Below are 15,922 nucleotides of genomic sequence, written 5' to 3' on the forward strand. Positions count from 1 at the left end.
GAGGGTGCGACCGCGCTGCTAGCGGGAGGCCTGCCGCGTGGACGCGGCGGGGACGGGGACCACCTCGGCCCCGGGCCGGACCTTCTGCAGGCCCTCGACGATCACCCGATCGCCGGCCTTGAGGCCGTCGGTGACGAGCCACGTGTCGCCGATGGTGCGGTCGGTCACGAGCTGCCTGAGCTCGACCTTCTTCTCGGCGTTCACGACGAGCGCGGTCGGCTGGCCCTTCTGGTCGCGCGTCACGCCGCGCTGCGGGACGAGGATCGCCTGCGGGTTCACACCCTCGTTGATGCGCGCGCGGACGAACATGCCGGGGAGGAGGTCGCCGCGCGGGTTCGGGAAGATGGCCCGGAGCGAGATCGATCCCGTGCCGGCGTCGACCGAGACGTCGGAGAACTGCAGCGTGCCGTGCTGCTCGTACTCCCGCCCGTCCTCGAGCACGAGCGAGACGCTCGCCTGGTTCTTCCCGGCGCTCTGGAGCTTCCCGCTCTCGAGGTCGCGACGCAGCCGCAGGGCGTCGGTGCTCGACTGCGTGACGTCCACGTAGAGGGGGTCGAGCTGCTGCACCGTCGCGAGCAGCGTCGCCTGCGCCTGCTGCACGTAGGCGCCCTCGGTGACGGCGGAGCGCCCGATGCGGCCGGGCACCGGGGAGGTGACGGTCGTGTACCCGAGGTTGATCCGCGCCGCCTGCACCGCCGCGCGCCCCGCGGCGACGTCGGCCTCCGCGCTCTTCAGCGTCGCCACCGCGTCGTCGTGCTCCTGCCGGCTCACCGCGTTCGCCTCGACGAGCTCCGTGTAGCGCTGCGCCTGCAGCCGCGCGGACGCGACCTTCGCCTCCGCGCGCGCGAGCGCGGCCTTCGCGCTGTCGAGCGCCGCCTGGTACGGCGCCGGGTCGATCCGGAAGAGCGGCTGCCCCTCCTTCACGTCGCTGCCCTCCGTGAAGAGCCGCTTCAGCACGATCCCGTTCACGCGCGCGCGCACCTCGGCGACGCGGAACGCCGACGTCCGGCCGGGCAGCTCCTTCACGAGCGTCACCGAGGTCGGGGCGAGCGTCACGACCCCGACCTCGACCGGGCGGGCCGCGGCAGGCGGTCCCTTCGCCTGGGTCCGCTCGCAGCCGGAGAGGGCGAGCGCGAGGGCGGCGACCGTGGCGAGCGACGCTCCGGCACGGAGGGGGAACGGGAGCGCGCGTCGCGGAGCGACGGGCGAGGTCACGGAGAGAGGAGTCATTTCGCGGCTTTCGTCGATCCGTTCACGCCGGACGAGCGCTCCGGCGAGCCGCAAGACATACTGTCGCACCTGTTGACGGTCAAGACTGAACCGTTCAGTATAGAGCGTGCGAATGAGCGAACCTGGCGCCAGAACAGCGGAATTCTCCCCCGCGAAGCGGCGCCAGATCCTGTCGGGGGCGCGCGCCACCTTCGGCGAGCTCGGCTACGAGCGGGCCTGCGTGGACGTCATCGCAGCCCGCGCCGGGGTCTCGAAGGCGACGGTCTACAACCACTTCGGCGACAAGAAGGGCCTCTACGTCGCCTGCCTCTCGGAGGAGGTGGACGCCCTGCGCGAGGGGATCCGGGCGTTCCTCGCCGAGCCCGCGGGCGAGCTCGAGCAGGCGCTGCAGGAGACCGGCGAGAAGGTGATGGGGCTGCTCCTCTCGCCCGCCGTGGTGGGCCTCTACCGCCACGCGCAGGCGGAGTCGTCGCGCTTCCCGGAGATCGGCCAGACGCTCTACGACCGCGGCCCGGGCTCGCTCTACGCCATGCTCTCCGCGTACCTCCAGCGCTGGAAGGAGCGGGGCGTCCTCCTGCTCGAGGACCCCCGCGCGGCGGCGGTGCAGTTCGTGAGCCTGTGCCAGTCCGACCTCGTGCTGAAGGCCCGGCTCGGGATCCTCGAGCGGCCCGCGGACGCGGCCGTGCGCGAGGCGGTGCGCGGCGCGGTGCGGACGTTCCTGCGCGCGTTCGGGCGGTGACGCCGGCGCGCTGGAGCCGGGAGCGCGGCGCGAGCGCGATGTCGCAGTCCCGGTCGTGTCGGGCTCCGGAATCCCACATTCACTCCTGGCCGTAGCGCACTGTCCGTCACCCGTGGCGCACGCGCGGTGGTATTCGTCTCGGCTCGCGAGGAGGAGCCGCCATGACGCACGCCACCTTGAGTCGACGAGTGCTGCCGCTGGTCTTCGCCCTGTCGCTCGGCGCCTCCTCCTGCAAGACCTCGGAGGCGGCGAGCGGAGCAGACGCGGCGTGCGGCGCCGCGGGGCAGTCGTGCGCGGGCGGCGTCGTCTGCTGCGCCGGCCTGACCTGCGATCCCTCCACGGGAACGTGCGCCGCGCCTGCGTGCGCGGAGGCGAGCGGGTCGTGCGCGAACGGCGAGACCTGTTGCAGCGGGACGGCGTGCGTGAACGGCACCTGCACCCGCGGTTGCCCTCCCGTGCCGATGATGTGCCTGGCGACCGGGATGCCTTGCCGGCAGAACGCAGAGTGCTGCGCGGGCGCCTGCTACAACGGCTCCTGCGCGTCGCCTTGGGACTGGATGTGCATCCCGCAAGGAGACGTCTGCCAGTTCAGCGAGCAGTGCTGCGACCACGGCCGGTGCGTCGCCGACCGCGCCGGGATCCTGCGGTGCTTCGCCTGCCTGGCAGAGGGTGCGCGGTGCACCGGTACCGCCGACACGAGCTGCTGCGGCGGATCGACCTGCCTCCCGACGGGCGGCCAGGGCAAGTACACGTGCGTCGCCGCGCCGCCCGTCCTGTGCGGCCTCGTGGGAGAGAGCTGCACCGCGAGCGTCGAGTGCTGCGCGGGGCTTTCGTGCGACCTCCCGGCGGGCGCCACGAGCGGCGCGTGCAGGCCGCCGTCGTGCGCCGCGGCGGGCGGGAGCTGCACCGTGACCGGCGACTGCTGCTCCGGCGTCTGCGAGATCGTCGCCGGCGCCACGAGCGGCACGTGCAGCCCGTCGTCGTGCGTCGCGGAGGGCGGGAGCTGCACCGCGACCGGCGACTGCTGCTCCGGCGTCTGCGAGATCCTCGCCGGCGCCACGAGCGGCACGTGCAGCCCGGCGTCCTCGTGCGCCGCGGCGGGCGGGAGCTGCACCGCGAACGGCGACTGCTGCTCCGGCAACTGCGAGGTCCCCGCTGGCGCCACGAGCGGGAGCTGCGTGTGCAGCGGGGAGATCGTGGGGTTCTGAGCATCCACGACCCGCGATCGGTCCGCGGCGCGTACCGCCCGGCCGCGCGGCGGTGGGCCGTGGGCGTGAGACGGCGAGGTTCGGCGCGCGGATCCCCAGCTCCTCCGCGGTTGCGCGCGGCACGGCGCCGGCACGGCCGTCGCAAGCCCGCGCGATCCCCCACACCCAGAGGCGCACATGTTCCCGAGAACCGTCTCCGCTGCATCCGTCCGAAGCCTCGCCCCGGCCGCCGAGCTGCCCGAGGCCGCCCCGCACCCCGGTCCGGAGCTCCGTCGCGACCCGCTTCACGCTGCGAACGGCGTCGCGCCGCTCCGCGCCGTCGCGCCGCGCTCGCCTTCCGACCCGCTGTCGTTCGCGGGCCTCGCCGCCTGCATCGCGGACGCCCGCACGGCGGCCCTCGCGGGCGGGGACGGCCCGCCGGATCCGACGACCTTCGCCTCGCTCAGGGCGCGGCTCGAGCGGGCGGCTGCGAAGCTCCCGCCGAGCTACCGGCGCGAGGTCGCGGACCCGCTCCTGCGTTCGCTCGATCGGCTCGGCGCGCGCGGGTTCGCCCGCGTCCTCGCGGAGGATCCCGAGCGCGAGGGGGCCGCGCGCCTCCTGCTCGACGTCGCGCAGGCGGTGCTCCAGCACGGGGAGGGCTACGCGGCGCGCGCGACGGCCGCCTTCCAGGAGGTCGTGAGCGATCTCTACGAGGGGTTCCTGTCCGCCGAGGACCGCCGCGGCGTGAAGCCGCCCGATCACGGCGTGGTCCCGCCGCTCGTGCGATGGGGCAGCGCCGAGACCGGCCCGTACACCTGGCCGGCGACGGCCACGGAGACGCTCGGCGTGGAGGCGGCGGTGGTGAGCCTCCCGGCGGCGAACGCCTCGGCGGGGATCCTCGCGTGGCCGGCCCTCGCGCACGAGACGGCGGGACACGACCTCCTCGAGGCGGACGACGGGCTGCGCGACGAGCTCGCGCGGGTGGTGCGAGAGCGGCTCCTCGGCGAGAAGATGGGGCTCGCCCTCGCCGACTACTGGGCGGACCGCATCGAGGAGACGGCGTCGGACGTCCTCGGCGTGCTGAACATGGGGCCCGCGGCGGCGGTCGGGCTCGTCGGGTACTTCCGGGCGATGAACGGGGCCGCGGGCGGCGCGGGGACGTTGCGGAACGTCGGGAGGACGGAGGATCCGCATCCGGCGGACATCGCGCGCGCGTACCTCGCGGCGGAGACCGTGCGGCTCCTGTCGTTCGAGGGCGCGACGCGGTGGGCGGACCGCCTGACCGCCGAGGCGGATCGCGACCTCGGGAGGATTCGCCTCGGCGAGTTTCCGGTCACGGCCGGCGTCGCGAAGGCTTCGGCCGCCGTGGTGGCGCGCGCGATCGCGCAGACGCGGCTCCGCGCGCTGGACGGACGTGCGTTCCGCGACCTCCAGGACTGGCGCGACCAGGACGAGGCCGTCGTCGCCGAGCTGCGTCGAGAGCTCGAGGGAGCAGGGGCGCGGACCGGGAAGGCGCGCGTCGAGGCGGGGAGGTACGCGGAGGGGGCGTACGCCGCCCACGCGGTCGCGGCGGGGGTCTACGCGGCGATCGGGGGGACCTCGAGCCCGGAGCAGGCGATGACCGGGATGATCGGCATGCTCGCCGGGATGCACGACCGGAACGCCGCGTGGGGGGCTCCTCGCGTCGCGCCGTCGTCCGGCGCTCCGGCCGGCCCGCGCGTCGCCTGACGCGGGTCCCGCCGTCACTCCGCGCCGGGCGTCCGGAGCTCGGCGGGATCGATCGCGAGCTCCACCACCGTCCGGCGGAAGCCCATCCCCTCGAACATCGCGAGCGCACGGCCGTTCCGCGCCGCGACCTGGATGACGACCTGTGGGGCTCCGCGCCGGCCGAGCTCGCGCACCAGCGCCTCGAGGAGCAGGCGGCCCGCGCCACGGCGGCGCGCGCGCGGCGCGACGTAGAGATCGACGCCGACGCCGCAGGGGTCGCGCAGCGTGTTCCAGTCTCGCCCCTCGAGCCGGCCGTACGCGTACCCCACGAGCTGCTCGCGCCCGCGCGAGCGCGACACCGCCGCGAGCACCACCGCCTTCCGGCTCGCGAGCTCGCGCGCGAGCCAGGAGGCGTAGCCCTCCTCCATCCCCGGGCTCGCGAAGAAGCGCCGGGAGTCCATCCGGTTGTGGAGGCGCGCCAGCGTCGCCCCCATCCGCCCGAGCGCCGGCGCGTCCTCGGGGCGGGCCCGGCGGATCTCGATCTCGCTCATCCCACCACGGTAGCCCATGTGCCTCGCCGCCGGCGGGCGCCGGGTCGCGCTCGCCCCGGCGGTGAGTCCCCGAGCGCCGCCGAGACGGGCCGGTCCGTGCGGTAGGATGGCTCGCGACGAAAGGGGTGATGGGATGGCCGCAAAGATGCCACGCCTCGGGGATACCGCCCGGCGCTACCTCGACGACACCGTCCGCGCTCGCCTCGCGAGCCCGGGCCTCGAACGCTACCGTGTCGAGCGGAAGGGCGGCGCCGGGGCGATCGTCGTCGCCGTGCTGGCGCTGGTCGCGCTGATCGGGGCGTTCGTCTGGCTCTCGACGAGGCCGTAGCCGCGACGCGGCGGCGTCGGGGAATGCGACGCCGTCACCGAGGGTGAGGAGCTCCGGGAGTGGCGCCCGGGTCACGGCGCCCCCGGTTGCAGGGCGCGCCCCGTCCCGTCCATGCTGACCACATGACCCCCGCCACCGAATGCCGGGCCCGCCTCGACGCCCTTCGCGACACGCTCCGCGCCCAGGGGCTCGACGGCGCGGTCCTCGTCCACGCGACCGACGTCTTCTACCTGGCCGGCACGCGCCAGAACGCGGCGCTGTGGGTGCCGGCGGGCGGCGACGCGGTCCTGCTCGTGCGCAAGAGCCTCGAGCGCGCCCGGGCGGAGAGCCCGCTCGCGGACGTCCGCCCGTTCCCGGCTTCGAAGGAGCTCGCGGCGGCGCTCGGCGGGCCGCGTCGGGTAGGGTTCACCTTCGACGTCGCCCCGGGCGCGGTGGAGCGCTTCTGGGCGCGCGCGCTCGGCGCGGAGCTCGCGGACGTGTCGATGGCGCTCCGCGTGCAGCGGAGCGTGAAGTCCCCCTGGGAGCTCGAGCGCATGCGCGAGACCGCGGCGCTCCTCTGCGGCGTCTTCCGCGAGATCCCGTCCTTCCTCCGCCCCGGCATGCGCGAGGTCGATCTCGCCGCGGAGCTCGAGTACCGGATGCGCAAGGCCGGGAACGAGGGGAGCCCGCGGCTGCGCGGGTTCAACCAGGAGTTCTTCATGGGGCTCGCGCTCGCCGCCGGCTCCGCCACCGCCCCGAGCTACTTCGACGGGCCGGTCACCGGGCGCGGGCTGTCGCCGTCCTCCCCGCTCGGCGCGTCGGTCGAGCCCGTGCCGGGGGACGTGCCGATCCTGCTCGACTACACCGCGATGAAGGCGGGCTACGTCACGGACATGACCCGCATCGCGGTGTGCGGCCGGCTCGCCCCCGAGCTCGCGCGCGCGTTCGAGGTGGCGCTCGCGATCCAGGAGGAGGTCGTGAAGGGGCTCCGGCCCGGCGCGATCCCGTCGGAGCTCTGGGCGCGCGCGAAGGCGCTCGCCGAGCGGGAGGGGCTGGGCGATCGCTTCATGGGACCGCCGGGGGCGCAGGCGCGCTTCGTGGGCCACGGCGTCGGCCTCGAGCTGGACGAGCTGCCGGTGCTCGCGCCCGGGCTCGACGTGCCGCTCGTGCGCGGGCAGGTGCTCGCCGTCGAGCCCAAGTTCGTCCTCCCCGGGCTCGGCGCCATCGGGATCGAGAACACCTGGGCGGTGGGCGAGGGCGGCGGGGAGCGGATCACGGAGCTGCCGGACGCGGTGATGGTCGTCTGATCGTACCGGTGGGGCGCTCGCCTGCGGCTCGCCCCTCCCGAGCCCCCGTTCCCTCCGGCGCTCTCGCGGCGCGCCTCGACTAGAAAGAAGAGGGTGGCCGAGGGCGATCGCGAGCGGTGGGACGCGCGGTACCGGGACGAGGACGCGATCCCCGAGCCCTCGCCGCTCCTCGACGCGCTCGACGCGCTCCTCCCGCGGCAGGGTCGGGCGCTCGACGTCGCGGGCGGCTCGGGCCGGAACGCGCTCTGGCTCGCCCGGCGCGGGCTCGAGGTCACGCTCGCCGACGTCTCGGAGGTCGCGCTCGAGCGCGCGGCGCGCGAGGCGCGCCGGCGCGGGCTCTCGCTCGCGACCCTCCGGATCGATCTCGAGGCGTCGCCGTTGCCGCACGGCCCGTGGGACCTCGTCCTCTGCACGTACTTCCTCCACCGGCCGCTCCTCTCGGCGATCCCGGCGGAGCTCGCGCCGGGAGGACTCCTCGTCGTCGCGCACGCGACGCGGAGGAACCTCGAGCGCCACGCGCGCCCGGGGCCGGCGCACCTCCTCGAGGACGGCGAGCTCCCGACGCTCGTCCGCGGGCTCGAGGTCGTCCGCTACGAGGAGGGCTGGCTCGAGTCGGGCCGCCACGAGGCGCGGCTCGTCGCGCGGAAGCCCGCGGCGGCCGCCGGGTGAAGAAGGCCGCGTGGCGCGCCCCGCGGGAGGCCAGGGGAATGGGCGCGCTTCCAAGTCACCCGGCTGGACCCGGCCGCTCGTGCTACTCGTTGTCGGTGGAGGTCACCGCGTGATCGAACGGCTGCGCCGCCTCGCCCGGGACTGGTTCCTCGCCGGCATGGTCTCGGCGGTCGTGCTCGCGACGCTGCTGCCGGAGCTCGGCCGCAGCGGGGGGCCGCTGCACGCCGACCGCGTCGCGAACGCCGGCATCTTCGGCATCTTCTTCTTCCACGGGCTCGCGCTCTCCCGCGACCGCCTGCGCGCCGGCATGATGCGCTGGAAGCTGCACGCGGTCGTGCAGGCCATGACCTACGTGGCGTTCCCGATCGTGGGCCTCGTGCTCGCCGCGGCGTTCGGGCGGTTCCTGCCGGAGGACCTGCTGCTCGGCTTCTTCTACCTCTGCGCGCTGCCCTCCACGATCTCCTCCTCGGTGGCGATGACGGCGGTCGCGCACGGGAACGTCCCCGGCGCGATCTTCAACGCGACCCTGTCGAGCCTCATCGGGATCATCGCGACGCCGCTGCTCGTGAGCGTGTGGGCGTCCACCTCGGGCGAGTCGCTCTCCGTCGGACGCGCCGTGCTCGACATCGCCACCTTGCTGCTCCTCCCCATCGTCCTCGGTCAGCTCCTCCGCCCGGCGCTCGGCGCGTGGTTCCAGCGCTGGCACCGGCACGCGAGCACGTTCGACAAGCTCGTGATCCTGCTGCTCGTCTACGTGTCGTTCTCGGACTCGGTCCGGGCGGGGCTCTGGACGAAGCACGGCGTTTCCGTGCTCGCGATCGCGGTCGCGGGGGCGGCGCTCATCCTCGCGGTGGTCCTGACGCTCTCGACGCGCCTCGCGCGGCTCGTCGGGCTCGACAAGGAGGACGAGATCGCCGCGGTGTTCTGCGGGTCCAAGAAGACGCTCGCCTCGGGGGTGCCGATGGCGAAGCTCATCTTCGGCGCGCACCCCGGGCTCGGCCTCATCGTGCTGCCGATCATGTTCTACCATCAGCTCCAGCTGTTCGTCGGCTCGATCCTGGCGGAGCGCTACGCGCGGCGCCTCCAGGGCGCGCCGTCCCCGGCCCCCGCGGCCGCTCACGAGTGAGGCACGCATGGACGAGACCCCGAAGACCACGCTCCGTCGGCCCAGCAGGGCGCCGCTCGTCGTCGCGATCCTCGTCGTGCTCGGCGCTGCCGGCTTCTGGGCGAGCCGGCGCTTCGGCGGGCGCACCGAGCAGACCCCGCCGGCCGCCGCGCCCGCGTCGCCGGCCGGCGAGACCTCGCCCGCGGCGTCGCCGGCAGCCCCGCCGGTGCGGGCGGCGGACCTCGGGCCGAACGTCAGCGACCCCGAGGCGCGCGCGCTCGCCGACACGGTCTCGCAGAGCGAGCTCTACCGGCGGACGCTCGCGCAGGGCGAGGTCGTCCGGCGCGCCGCCGTGCTCCTCGACAACCTCGCGGAGGGCGTCTCGCCCCGGAAGCAGCTCGACCCCCTCCGGCCGGAGCGTCCGTTCTCGGTGCAGCGGCGTGGCGCCGAGACCGTCATCGACCCGGCCTCGTACGCGCGCTACGACGCCTTCGGCGACGCGATCGCCTCGGTGGACGCCCGCGAGGCGGCGCGCGTCTACCGCTCGCTCCACGGGGTCCTCCAGCTCGCCTACCGCGCGCTCGGCTATCCGGAGGCGTCGCTCGACGACGTCACCGCGCGCGCCCTCGGCCGGCTCGCGGCGGCGCCGGTCGTCGAGGGGGACGTTCCGGTCGTCGAGCGCGAGGGCGTGTTCCTGTTCCAGGACGAGCGGCTCGAGACGGCGCCGCAGGTGGAGAAGCACCTGCTCAGGATGGGGCCGCGAAACACGCGCATCGTGCAGGGGAAGGCGCGCCAGCTCCTCGAGGCGCTCGGGATGCCCGTGCCCCCCGCGCTCGATGCGCCCTCGCCGGCGACGCGATAGGCGGGTGTGGGCTCGGCCTCGCTAGCAGTCGAGGTCGAGCAGTCGAGGTCGAGCAGTCGAGGTCGAGCAGTCGAGGTCGAGAGGTCGGGGTCGAGAGGTCGGGGTCGAGATCGATTCGACTCGCGGCGGGCTAGTCGAGCTTCGCCTCGACGAAATCGCCCGCGTCGAAGCGGTAGCGCCGCGCCTCGTCGACGCGCCCTCCCCGGACTCCGAGGACGAGGTACTCGGCGCCGGGCAGGAGCTGCTGGCCGTCCACCACCGCGTCGGCCCGGTCCTTGGCGGAGAAGTAGGCGCCGACCTCCACGTGCGAGTGCCACACGGCCACGATCTCGCCGCCGCTCGCCTCGAGCTCCTCGTGGACGCGGAGCTGGGCGCGCGGATCCATGAGGTAGCTCTCGCGGCTCGTGCGCGGGAACCTCGCGGGATCGAGCGCGTGGTAGCGGTCGGCGACGTTCGGGAGCGAGAGGGCCTCGAGCGCGTCGCCGCGGCGGACGACGAACCCGCACACCTCGCGCTCCGGGTCCGCCTCGCTGAGCTTTCGCAGGCGCGCCAGCAGCTCCGGGCCGTAGGTCACCAGGTGATCCTCCGGTCCCAGCGGCGCGGCTCGAAGTAGCGGTCGGCGCGGTCCGGCAGGACCGTCACGACGTTACCCCGCTCGCCGGCCGCCGCCATGCGCTCGGCCACCTGGAGCGCCCCGGCCACCGCGGCGCCGCTCGAGTGCCCGACGCGCAGCCCCTCCTCGCGACCCAGGCGCTCGGCCATCGCCCAGCCCTCCGCGGTGGGCATGGAGATCTTCCCGTCGAGCTCGGCCTCGTCGTAGATCGCCGGCACGATCGAGCTCTCCATGTGCTTCAGCCCCTCGAGGCCGTGGAGCGGCTCGGCGGGCTCGACCGCGTGGCAGCGCACCCCCGGCGCGAGCGCGCGCAGCCCGCGCGAGGTCCCCATCACCGTGCCGCTCGTGCCGATCCCGGCCACGAACGCGGCCACCCCGCCGTCGAGCGCCTCGGCGATCTCCACCGCGGTCCCGAGCTCGTGGGCGCGCGGGTTCTCCGGGTTCCCGTACTGGTCCGGGTAGAACCAGCGATCCGGCTCCCGCGCCACGAGCTCGCGCACCTGGCGGATGGCGCCGTCGGAGCCCTCGAGCGGATCCGAGAACACGAGCTCGGCGCCGAACGCCTGCGCGATGCGCTTGCGCGCGGCGCTCACGTTGCGCGGCATGACGAGGGCGCAGCGGACCCCGAGCGCCGCGCAGATCCAGGCGTAGGCGACGCCGGTGTTGCCGCTCGTGGAGTCGACGAGGGTGCGCCCGGGCCCGAGGCGCCCGTCCTGGAGCGCGGCCTCGATCATGCGGAGCGCGGGGCGGTCCTTGACCGAGCCGCCGGGGTTCATGAACTCGCACTTCGCGTAGAGGCGGATGCCGGGGAGCTCCGCCCCGATGCGGCGCAGCCGCACGAGCGGCGTGCTCCCGACGAGCCGCGCCACCGTCTCGACGGGCGCGGCGCCGTGGCGGAGGCCGGGCGCGGTCATCGCGCGGCCTCGCGCGCGAACCACTCCGCCGCGGAGAAGTAGCGCTCGCCGGTGTCGGGCAGCACGGTTGCGACGCGGTGGCCCGCGCCGAGCTCGCGCGCCACCCGGATCGCAGCGACGACCGCCGCGCCGCTCGAGGTGCCGACGAGGAGCCCCTCCTCCCGGGCCAGCCGGAGCTTCATCGCCCACGCCTCCTCGTCGCTCACCCGCTCGACCCGATCGTACGCGGCCGGGTCGAGCACGCGCGGGACGAAGCCCGCGCCCAGCCCCTGGATCCGCGTCGGGCCGGGAGTCCCGCCGGACAGGACGGCGCAGGCCTCGGGCTCGACCGCGACCATGAGCGTCCCGGGGCGCTCCCTCCGCAAGACCCCGGCGACGCCGGTGAGCGTCCCGCCCGTCCCGACGCCTGCGACGAAGGCGCCCAACGGCCCGCCGAGCGCGTCGAGGGCGAGGAGGAGCTCGCGCGCGGTCCCGTCGCGGTGCGCCTGCGGGTTCGCCGGGTTCTCGAACTGCTGGAGGAGGAGCGCGCCGGTCTCTCGCGAGAGCTCGCTCGCCCGCGCCACCGCGGGCGGCATGCCCGCCTCCGCGGGGGTGAGGACCAGCTCCGCCCCGTACGCCTCGAGCGCCTGCCGGTGCTCGAGGGAGGTCGAGTCCGGCATGACGAGCGTGAGCCGGTAGCCCTTCACCGCGCAGACGAGCGCGAGCCCCAGCCCGGTGTTCCCGCTCGTCGGCTCCACCACGCGCCCCCCGGGCGCGAGCCGGCCGTCGCGCTCGGCCGCCTCGATCATGGCGACCGCGATGCGGTCCTTGACCGAGCCGCCCGGGTTCATGGACTCGAGCTTCGCGAGCACCTCCGCCGCGCCGGGAGGGACCACGCGGCGGAGCTTCACGACGGGCGTGCCGCCCACGGCGTCGAGGATCGTCTCGAGCGGCGGGGCGGCGCGGGGGCGCGCGGAGGCGGGCACGGTCAGTACCGCGGCACGGTGGGGTCGATCTCCTCGCTCCAGCGGAGGATGCCGCCCTCGAGGTTCCACACGCGCTTGAACCCTGCCTCCTGGAGCTGGCGCACCGCCTTCGCGCTGCGCACGCCGCTCTTGCAGTAGAGGACCACGTCGCGCGCGCTGTCGAAGGTGCGGAGCGCGTCGGCGAAGGAGGAGAGCGGCGCGAGGCGCGCGCCCTCGATCCGGCCGATGTCCCACTCGTGCGGCTCGCGCACGTCGACGAGGTCGAGGTCGGCGCCGCCGCGCCGCCGCTCGTCGAGCTCGGCGACCGTGAGGACGGGCACGCCGGCCGTCTCGTCCTCGCCGCCGCGGATCCCGCAGAATTGCTGGTAGTCGATGAGCTCCTCGATCTCGCGCGTTCCGCAGGCGGGGCAGCGCGGGTCCTTGCGGAGCTTCACCGTGCGGAACTGCATCCCCAGCGCGTCCACGAGGAGGAGCCGCCCGACGAGCGGCTCGCCGATGCCGGCGATGAGCTTCACCGTCTCGGTCGCCTGCACGAGCCCGACGAGGCCCGGCAGGATCCCGAGCACGCCGCCCTCCGCGCAGGAGGGCACGAGCCCGGGGGGAGGCGGCTCCGGGTAGAGGCAGCGGTAGCAGGGGCCCGCGTCCGTGCAGAACACCGTGGACTGGCCCTCGAACCGGTAGATCGAGCCGTAGACGTTGGGCTTGCCGAGCAGCACGCACGCGTCGTTCACGAGGTAGCGCGTCGCGAAGTTGTCGGTGCCGTCCACCACGAGGTCGTAGTCCCGGATGATCTCGAGCGCGTTCTCGGAGGTGAGCCACGCCTCGTGCGCGACCACCTCCACGTGCGGGTTGAGATCGCGGATCCGATCGCGGGCGGACTCGACCTTCTTGCGGCCGACGTCCTTCGTGCCGTGCAGCACCTGGCGCTGCAGGTTCGTCGCGTCCACCACGTCGAACTCGACGATCCCGAGGGTGCCGACGCCCGCGGCGGCGAGGTAGAGCCCGATGGGCGAGCCGAGGCCGCCCGCGCCCACCATGAGCACGCGCGCCGCCTTGAGGCGGCGCTGACCCTCGACGCCGACCTCCGGGATGATGAGGTGGCGGCTGTAGCGGAGGATCTCCTCCTGCGACAGCGGCGGGAGCTCCTGTGCGGTGCGGCCGATGGACATCTCGCTAGCCTCCTGCGATGGCGGGGACGACCACGATCTCGGCGCCGTCCGGCACGGGCGTCGCGAAGCCCTGCTGGAACCGGATGTCCTCGTCGTCCAGGTAGAAGATGACGTAAGGGTACGGCTCGCCCTTCGCATCGCGAAGCCGGGGGCCGAGCTCGGGAAAGCGGCCCGCGAGGTCGCCGACGACCTCTCCGACGGTGGCGCCGCGCGCCTCGTGGACGGTCTTTCCGCCGGCGGCCTTCGCGAGCACGGCGGGGAGCCTCAAGGTGATGGGCATCTTCGTCTCTCCTCGGATCAGGCGTCCACGAGCGCCGCGACCTCGCGGAGCTTCGCTGAGATGACCGGCGTCTCCGGCAGGGCGGGGACGACGGCGTCGATGGTCTTGAGACCGTTTCCGGTGATGCAGAGCACGAGCTCGTCCTGCGCGCGCAGCTTACCCTCGCGCGCGAGCTTCAGCGCTGCGGCGACGGTGACCCCGCCGGCGGTCTCGGTGAAGACGCCGGTGGTCTCGGCGAGGAGGCGGATGCCGCGCACGAGCTCCTCGTCGGTGACCGCCGCCGCCGCGCCGCCCGAGGCGCGGATCGCCCTCGCCGCGAAGGGCCCGTCCGCCGGGTTCCCGATGGCGATCGAGCGGGCGATGGTGCGGGGGACCACGGGCTCGATCGCCTCGCCGCCCTTCTCGAACAGGTTCACGATGGGCGCGCACCCGGCGGCCTGCGCCCCGTACATCCGCGGCAGCGGCCCGTCCACGAGGTGGGCGCCGGCGAGCTCGTGGAAGCCCTTGTCGAGCTTCGTCACGAGCGAGCCGCCCGCCATCGGGGCGATGACCGCGTCGGGCAGCCGCCAGCCGAGCTGCTCCGCGATCTCGAAGGCCATGGTCTTCGAGCCCTCGCCGTAGTAGCTGCGCAGGTTCAGGTTCACGAGCCCCCAGCCGAAGCGATCCGCCACCTGGGCGCAGAGCCGGTTCACGTCGTCGTACGTGCCGCGCACGCGCACGAGGCGCGGGCCGTAGACGGCGGTGCCCACGATCTTCGCGAGCTCGAGGTCCTCGGGGATGAAGATCCAGGCGGCGAGCCCGGCGCGCGCCGCCTGCGCGGCGACGGCGTTCGCGAGGTTGCCGGTGGACGCGCAGCCGACCGTGTCGAGGCCGAGCCCCGCCGCGGCGTTCAGCGCCACCGCCACCACCCGGTCCTTGAACGACTGGGTCGGGTGGGAGACCGCGTCGTTCTTCACGAGCGCGCGCCGCACGCCGAGCGCGCGGGCGAGCGCCGGCGCGTCCACGAGCGGCGTGAAGCCGGTGTCGAGCGAGAGGACGGGCTCGCCGAGGATGGGGAGCCACTCGCGGTAACGCCAGATCGAGCGGGGCCGCGCCTCGATCTGCCAGCGCGTGGGCAGGACGCGGTCGCTCTCGTACGCCGGCTCGAGGGGCCCGACGCACTCCTCGCACACCGCCACGGGGCGAGGCTCGAAGCGCGCGCCGCAGCGGCGGCAGACGAGGGGGGACAGCTCCGGACGGTGCGGATCCGCTGAAGCGGACGCCGCGCGGGGCGCGGCCGCGAGGGACGAGGACATGCTGGAGACTTCCTTCTCCCTCGCCGGACGGCACTGCAGGCAGCCGGGGAGGGGCTTTTTAGCGGTTGGTTTAACGTGGCCGCAATACGCCGCAAATCGCCACGGACTCCGATCGCCGCGGCTGCGGCGATCGGTGGTCATCCTATTTAGCGGACGAGCCTCCCGTCAAGCGGAGGATCTCCATTTTCAGGCGGCGCACTCGCCCGCCTGGGTCTCGGGGCTGAAGTCGTCGCTCGCCCCGGGCTCGACGAAGTCCTCCGGCGCGGCGTCCTCGAGCCTGAGCGCCTCGAGCGGAGCGACGACGGCCTTCACGCGATCGAGCGCGCGGGAGAAGAACGGCCCGGCGGCCTCGCCCTCGCGCCGCTCGGCGAGGTACAGCGCCGTGAGCCGCTCCACGGCCTCGGGGACGCGCCGCGCGGGCACCTTGCCCGCCAGCTTCCCGAACGTCGCGACGCCGTCCTCCGCGCCCCCGCCGACGAGCACGAAGTACTGCGGGACCGCCCGGCCGCCGAGCTTTCGCGCGCTCCCCTGCAGGCCGATGGCGGCGAGGTGGTGCTGGCTGCAGCCGTTCGGGCAGCCGGAGACGTGGACCGGCAGCGCGGCGGCGAGGCCGGGCGCGCCGAGCCGCTGCCGGACGCGCTCCTCGACGAGCCGCGCGATCCCGCGGGTGCGCGTCACGGCGAGGCGGCACACGTCCGCGCCGGGGCAGGCGACGACGTCCGCGGCGCTCCGCGCGCCGTCGCGCCCGAGCCCCGCCGCGGCGAGCCGCGCGAACAGGGCGGGGACCTCGTCGGACGGCACCCAGCGCACCAGGACCTTGCCGTCGCTCGCGAAGCGGACGGCGCCGTCGCCGTGCGCGAGCGCGAGGTCCGCGAGCACCTCGAGCTGCGCGGCGGTGACGTCTCCCTGCGGGAGCGACACGGTGACCGCGGAGAAGCCGGGCTGGCGCTGGGGCCGGACGTTCGTCGCGCGGAACGCGGCGAGCGCCGCGGGCGACGGCGCGAGCACGGGCAGGACCGCCG

16 protein-coding genes, 1 pseudogene and 1 riboswitch are annotated in these 15,922 nt (G+C 74.7%); of the genes and pseudogenes, 8 read left to right on the forward strand and 9 right to left on the reverse strand.

Translation table 11 applies throughout. The features are described from left to right. Positions 1 to 18: 18 nt before the first annotated feature. Positions 19 to 1,230, reverse strand: coding sequence for an efflux RND transporter periplasmic adaptor subunit (locus MNZ39_RS10865; protein WP_242338283.1), 1,212 nt, complete (start codon positions 1,228 to 1,230; stop codon positions 19 to 21). A 112-nt stretch (positions 1,231 to 1,342) separates the two neighbouring features. Here MNZ39_RS10865 and MNZ39_RS10870 point away from each other — a divergent pair, with 112 nt between their 5' ends. The 3 genes from MNZ39_RS10870 (at position 1,343) to MNZ39_RS10880 (ending at position 4,884) form a co-directional block, all read left to right on the forward strand. Beyond that, positions 1,343 to 1,969, forward strand: a complete 627-nt coding sequence (locus tag MNZ39_RS10870; protein WP_242338285.1) for a TetR/AcrR family transcriptional regulator — start codon at positions 1,343 to 1,345, stop codon at positions 1,967 to 1,969. 161 nt (positions 1,970 to 2,130) lie between these two features. Beyond that, on the forward strand, positions 2,131 to 3,177 hold the full coding sequence (locus MNZ39_RS10875; RefSeq protein ID WP_242338287.1) for a hypothetical protein: 1,047 nt from the start codon (positions 2,131 to 2,133) through the stop codon (positions 3,175 to 3,177). 177 nt (positions 3,178 to 3,354) lie between these two features. Further along, positions 3,355 to 4,884: a hypothetical protein gene (locus MNZ39_RS10880; RefSeq protein WP_242338289.1), complete on the forward strand. Its 1,530-nt coding sequence runs from the start codon at positions 3,355 to 3,357 to the stop codon at positions 4,882 to 4,884. A 14-nt stretch (positions 4,885 to 4,898) separates the two neighbouring features. Here MNZ39_RS10880 and MNZ39_RS10885 read toward each other — a convergent pair whose 3' ends face one another. Next, entirely contained in the window at positions 4,899 to 5,414 is a 516-nt protein-coding gene (locus MNZ39_RS10885) for a GNAT family N-acetyltransferase (protein ID WP_242338291.1), read from the reverse strand. A 133-nt stretch (positions 5,415 to 5,547) separates the two neighbouring features. On the opposite strand from MNZ39_RS10885, the gene MNZ39_RS10890 reads away from it, so the two are divergent. The 5 genes from MNZ39_RS10890 (at position 5,548) to MNZ39_RS10910 (ending at position 9,664) form a co-directional block, all read left to right on the forward strand. Continuing rightward, the gene (locus MNZ39_RS10890) at positions 5,548 to 5,742 is read left to right on the forward strand and encodes a hypothetical protein (protein WP_242338293.1); all 195 of its coding nucleotides are present in this window, start codon (positions 5,548 to 5,550) and stop codon (positions 5,740 to 5,742) included. 122 nt (positions 5,743 to 5,864) lie between these two features. Next, positions 5,865 to 7,028 carry a Xaa-Pro peptidase family protein gene (locus tag MNZ39_RS10895; RefSeq protein ID WP_242338295.1) on the forward strand — a complete coding sequence of 388 codons (1,164 nt, stop codon included), beginning with the start codon at positions 5,865 to 5,867 and terminating at the stop codon, positions 7,026 to 7,028. 93 nt (positions 7,029 to 7,121) lie between these two features. Next, on the forward strand, positions 7,122 to 7,697 hold the full coding sequence (locus tag MNZ39_RS10900) for a bifunctional 2-polyprenyl-6-hydroxyphenol methylase/3-demethylubiquinol 3-O-methyltransferase UbiG (RefSeq protein WP_242338297.1): 576 nt from the start codon (positions 7,122 to 7,124) through the stop codon (positions 7,695 to 7,697). 109 nt (positions 7,698 to 7,806) lie between these two features. Next, entirely contained in the window at positions 7,807 to 8,823 is a 1,017-nt protein-coding gene (locus MNZ39_RS10905; RefSeq protein ID WP_242338299.1) for a bile acid:sodium symporter family protein, read from the forward strand. A gap of 7 nt (positions 8,824 to 8,830) precedes the next feature. Then, positions 8,831 to 9,664, forward strand: a complete 834-nt coding sequence (locus MNZ39_RS10910) for a DUF3014 domain-containing protein (protein ID WP_242338301.1) — start codon at positions 8,831 to 8,833, stop codon at positions 9,662 to 9,664. A gap of 130 nt (positions 9,665 to 9,794) precedes the next feature. Here the strand turns inward: MNZ39_RS10910 and MNZ39_RS10915 are convergent, their stop codons facing one another. The 7 genes and pseudogenes from MNZ39_RS10915 to MNZ39_RS10945 all read right to left on the reverse strand — a co-directional run. Next, positions 9,795 to 10,238, reverse strand: a complete 444-nt coding sequence (locus tag MNZ39_RS10915) for a Mov34/MPN/PAD-1 family protein (RefSeq protein ID WP_242338303.1) — start codon at positions 10,236 to 10,238, stop codon at positions 9,795 to 9,797. Continuing rightward, positions 10,235 to 11,191, reverse strand: coding sequence for a PLP-dependent cysteine synthase family protein (locus MNZ39_RS10920; RefSeq protein WP_242338305.1), 957 nt, complete (start codon positions 11,189 to 11,191; stop codon positions 10,235 to 10,237). Before MNZ39_RS10920 ends, MNZ39_RS10915 begins: the two co-directional genes overlap by 4 nt. Beyond that, the gene (cysK, locus tag MNZ39_RS10925; protein ID WP_242338307.1) at positions 11,188 to 12,156 is read right to left on the reverse strand and encodes a cysteine synthase A; all 969 of its coding nucleotides are present in this window, start codon (positions 12,154 to 12,156) and stop codon (positions 11,188 to 11,190) included. The genes MNZ39_RS10920 and cysK overlap by 4 nt, the downstream gene beginning before the upstream one ends. Positions 12,157 to 12,158: 2 nt before the next feature. Continuing rightward, positions 12,159 to 13,325 (reverse strand): molybdopterin-synthase adenylyltransferase MoeB, encoded by a 1,167-nt coding sequence (gene moeB, locus MNZ39_RS10930; protein WP_242338309.1) that lies wholly within the window; start codon positions 13,323 to 13,325, stop codon positions 12,159 to 12,161. A 4-nt stretch (positions 13,326 to 13,329) separates the two neighbouring features. Further along, on the reverse strand, positions 13,330 to 13,605 hold the full coding sequence (locus tag MNZ39_RS10935) for a MoaD/ThiS family protein (RefSeq protein ID WP_242338311.1): 276 nt from the start codon (positions 13,603 to 13,605) through the stop codon (positions 13,330 to 13,332). A gap of 17 nt (positions 13,606 to 13,622) precedes the next feature. Continuing rightward, positions 13,623 to 14,900, reverse strand: a complete 1,278-nt coding sequence (thrC, locus tag MNZ39_RS10940) for a threonine synthase (RefSeq protein WP_242338313.1) — start codon at positions 14,898 to 14,900, stop codon at positions 13,623 to 13,625. A gap of 37 nt (positions 14,901 to 14,937) precedes the next feature. Then, positions 14,938 to 15,013, reverse strand: a riboswitch (SAM riboswitch). A gap of 73 nt (positions 15,014 to 15,086) precedes the next feature. Continuing rightward, positions 15,087 to 15,922: pseudogene (locus MNZ39_RS10945) on the reverse strand (nitrite/sulfite reductase); the annotation flags it as partial.

It is taken from the genome of Anaeromyxobacter sp. SG66 (assembly GCF_022690805.1).
Lineage (GTDB): Bacteria > Myxococcota > Myxococcia > Myxococcales > Anaeromyxobacteraceae > Anaeromyxobacter > Anaeromyxobacter soli.

What these genes read in the sequence shown, in the direction of transcription:
- MNZ39_RS10875 (WP_242338287.1), top strand. Translation starts at nt 2,131, where the DNA reads ATGACGCACGCCACCTTGAGTCGACGAGTGCTGCCGCTGGTCTTCGCC.
- MNZ39_RS10880 (WP_242338289.1), top strand. Translation starts at nt 3,355, where the DNA reads ATGTTCCCGAGAACCGTCTCCGCTGCATCCGTCCGAAGCCTCGCCCCG.
- MNZ39_RS10885 (WP_242338291.1), bottom strand. Translation starts at nt 5,414, where the DNA reads ATGAGCGAGATCGAGATCCGCCGGGCCCGCCCCGAGGACGCGCCGGCG.
- MNZ39_RS10910 (WP_242338301.1), top strand. Translation starts at nt 8,831, where the DNA reads ATGGACGAGACCCCGAAGACCACGCTCCGTCGGCCCAGCAGGGCGCCG.
- MNZ39_RS10890 (WP_242338293.1), top strand. Translation starts at nt 5,548, where the DNA reads ATGGCCGCAAAGATGCCACGCCTCGGGGATACCGCCCGGCGCTACCTC.
- moeB (WP_242338309.1), bottom strand. Translation starts at nt 13,325, where the DNA reads ATGTCCATCGGCCGCACCGCACAGGAGCTCCCGCCGCTGTCGCAGGAG.
- thrC (WP_242338313.1), bottom strand. Translation starts at nt 14,900, where the DNA reads ATGTCCTCGTCCCTCGCGGCCGCGCCCCGCGCGGCGTCCGCTTCAGCG.
- MNZ39_RS10870 (WP_242338285.1), top strand. Translation starts at nt 1,343, where the DNA reads ATGAGCGAACCTGGCGCCAGAACAGCGGAATTCTCCCCCGCGAAGCGG.
- MNZ39_RS10895 (WP_242338295.1), top strand. Translation starts at nt 5,865, where the DNA reads ATGACCCCCGCCACCGAATGCCGGGCCCGCCTCGACGCCCTTCGCGAC.
- MNZ39_RS10865 (WP_242338283.1), bottom strand. Translation starts at nt 1,230, where the DNA reads ATGACTCCTCTCTCCGTGACCTCGCCCGTCGCTCCGCGACGCGCGCTC.
- MNZ39_RS10935 (WP_242338311.1), bottom strand. Translation starts at nt 13,605, where the DNA reads ATGCCCATCACCTTGAGGCTCCCCGCCGTGCTCGCGAAGGCCGCCGGC.
- MNZ39_RS10920 (WP_242338305.1), bottom strand. Translation starts at nt 11,191, where the DNA reads ATGACCGCGCCCGGCCTCCGCCACGGCGCCGCGCCCGTCGAGACGGTG.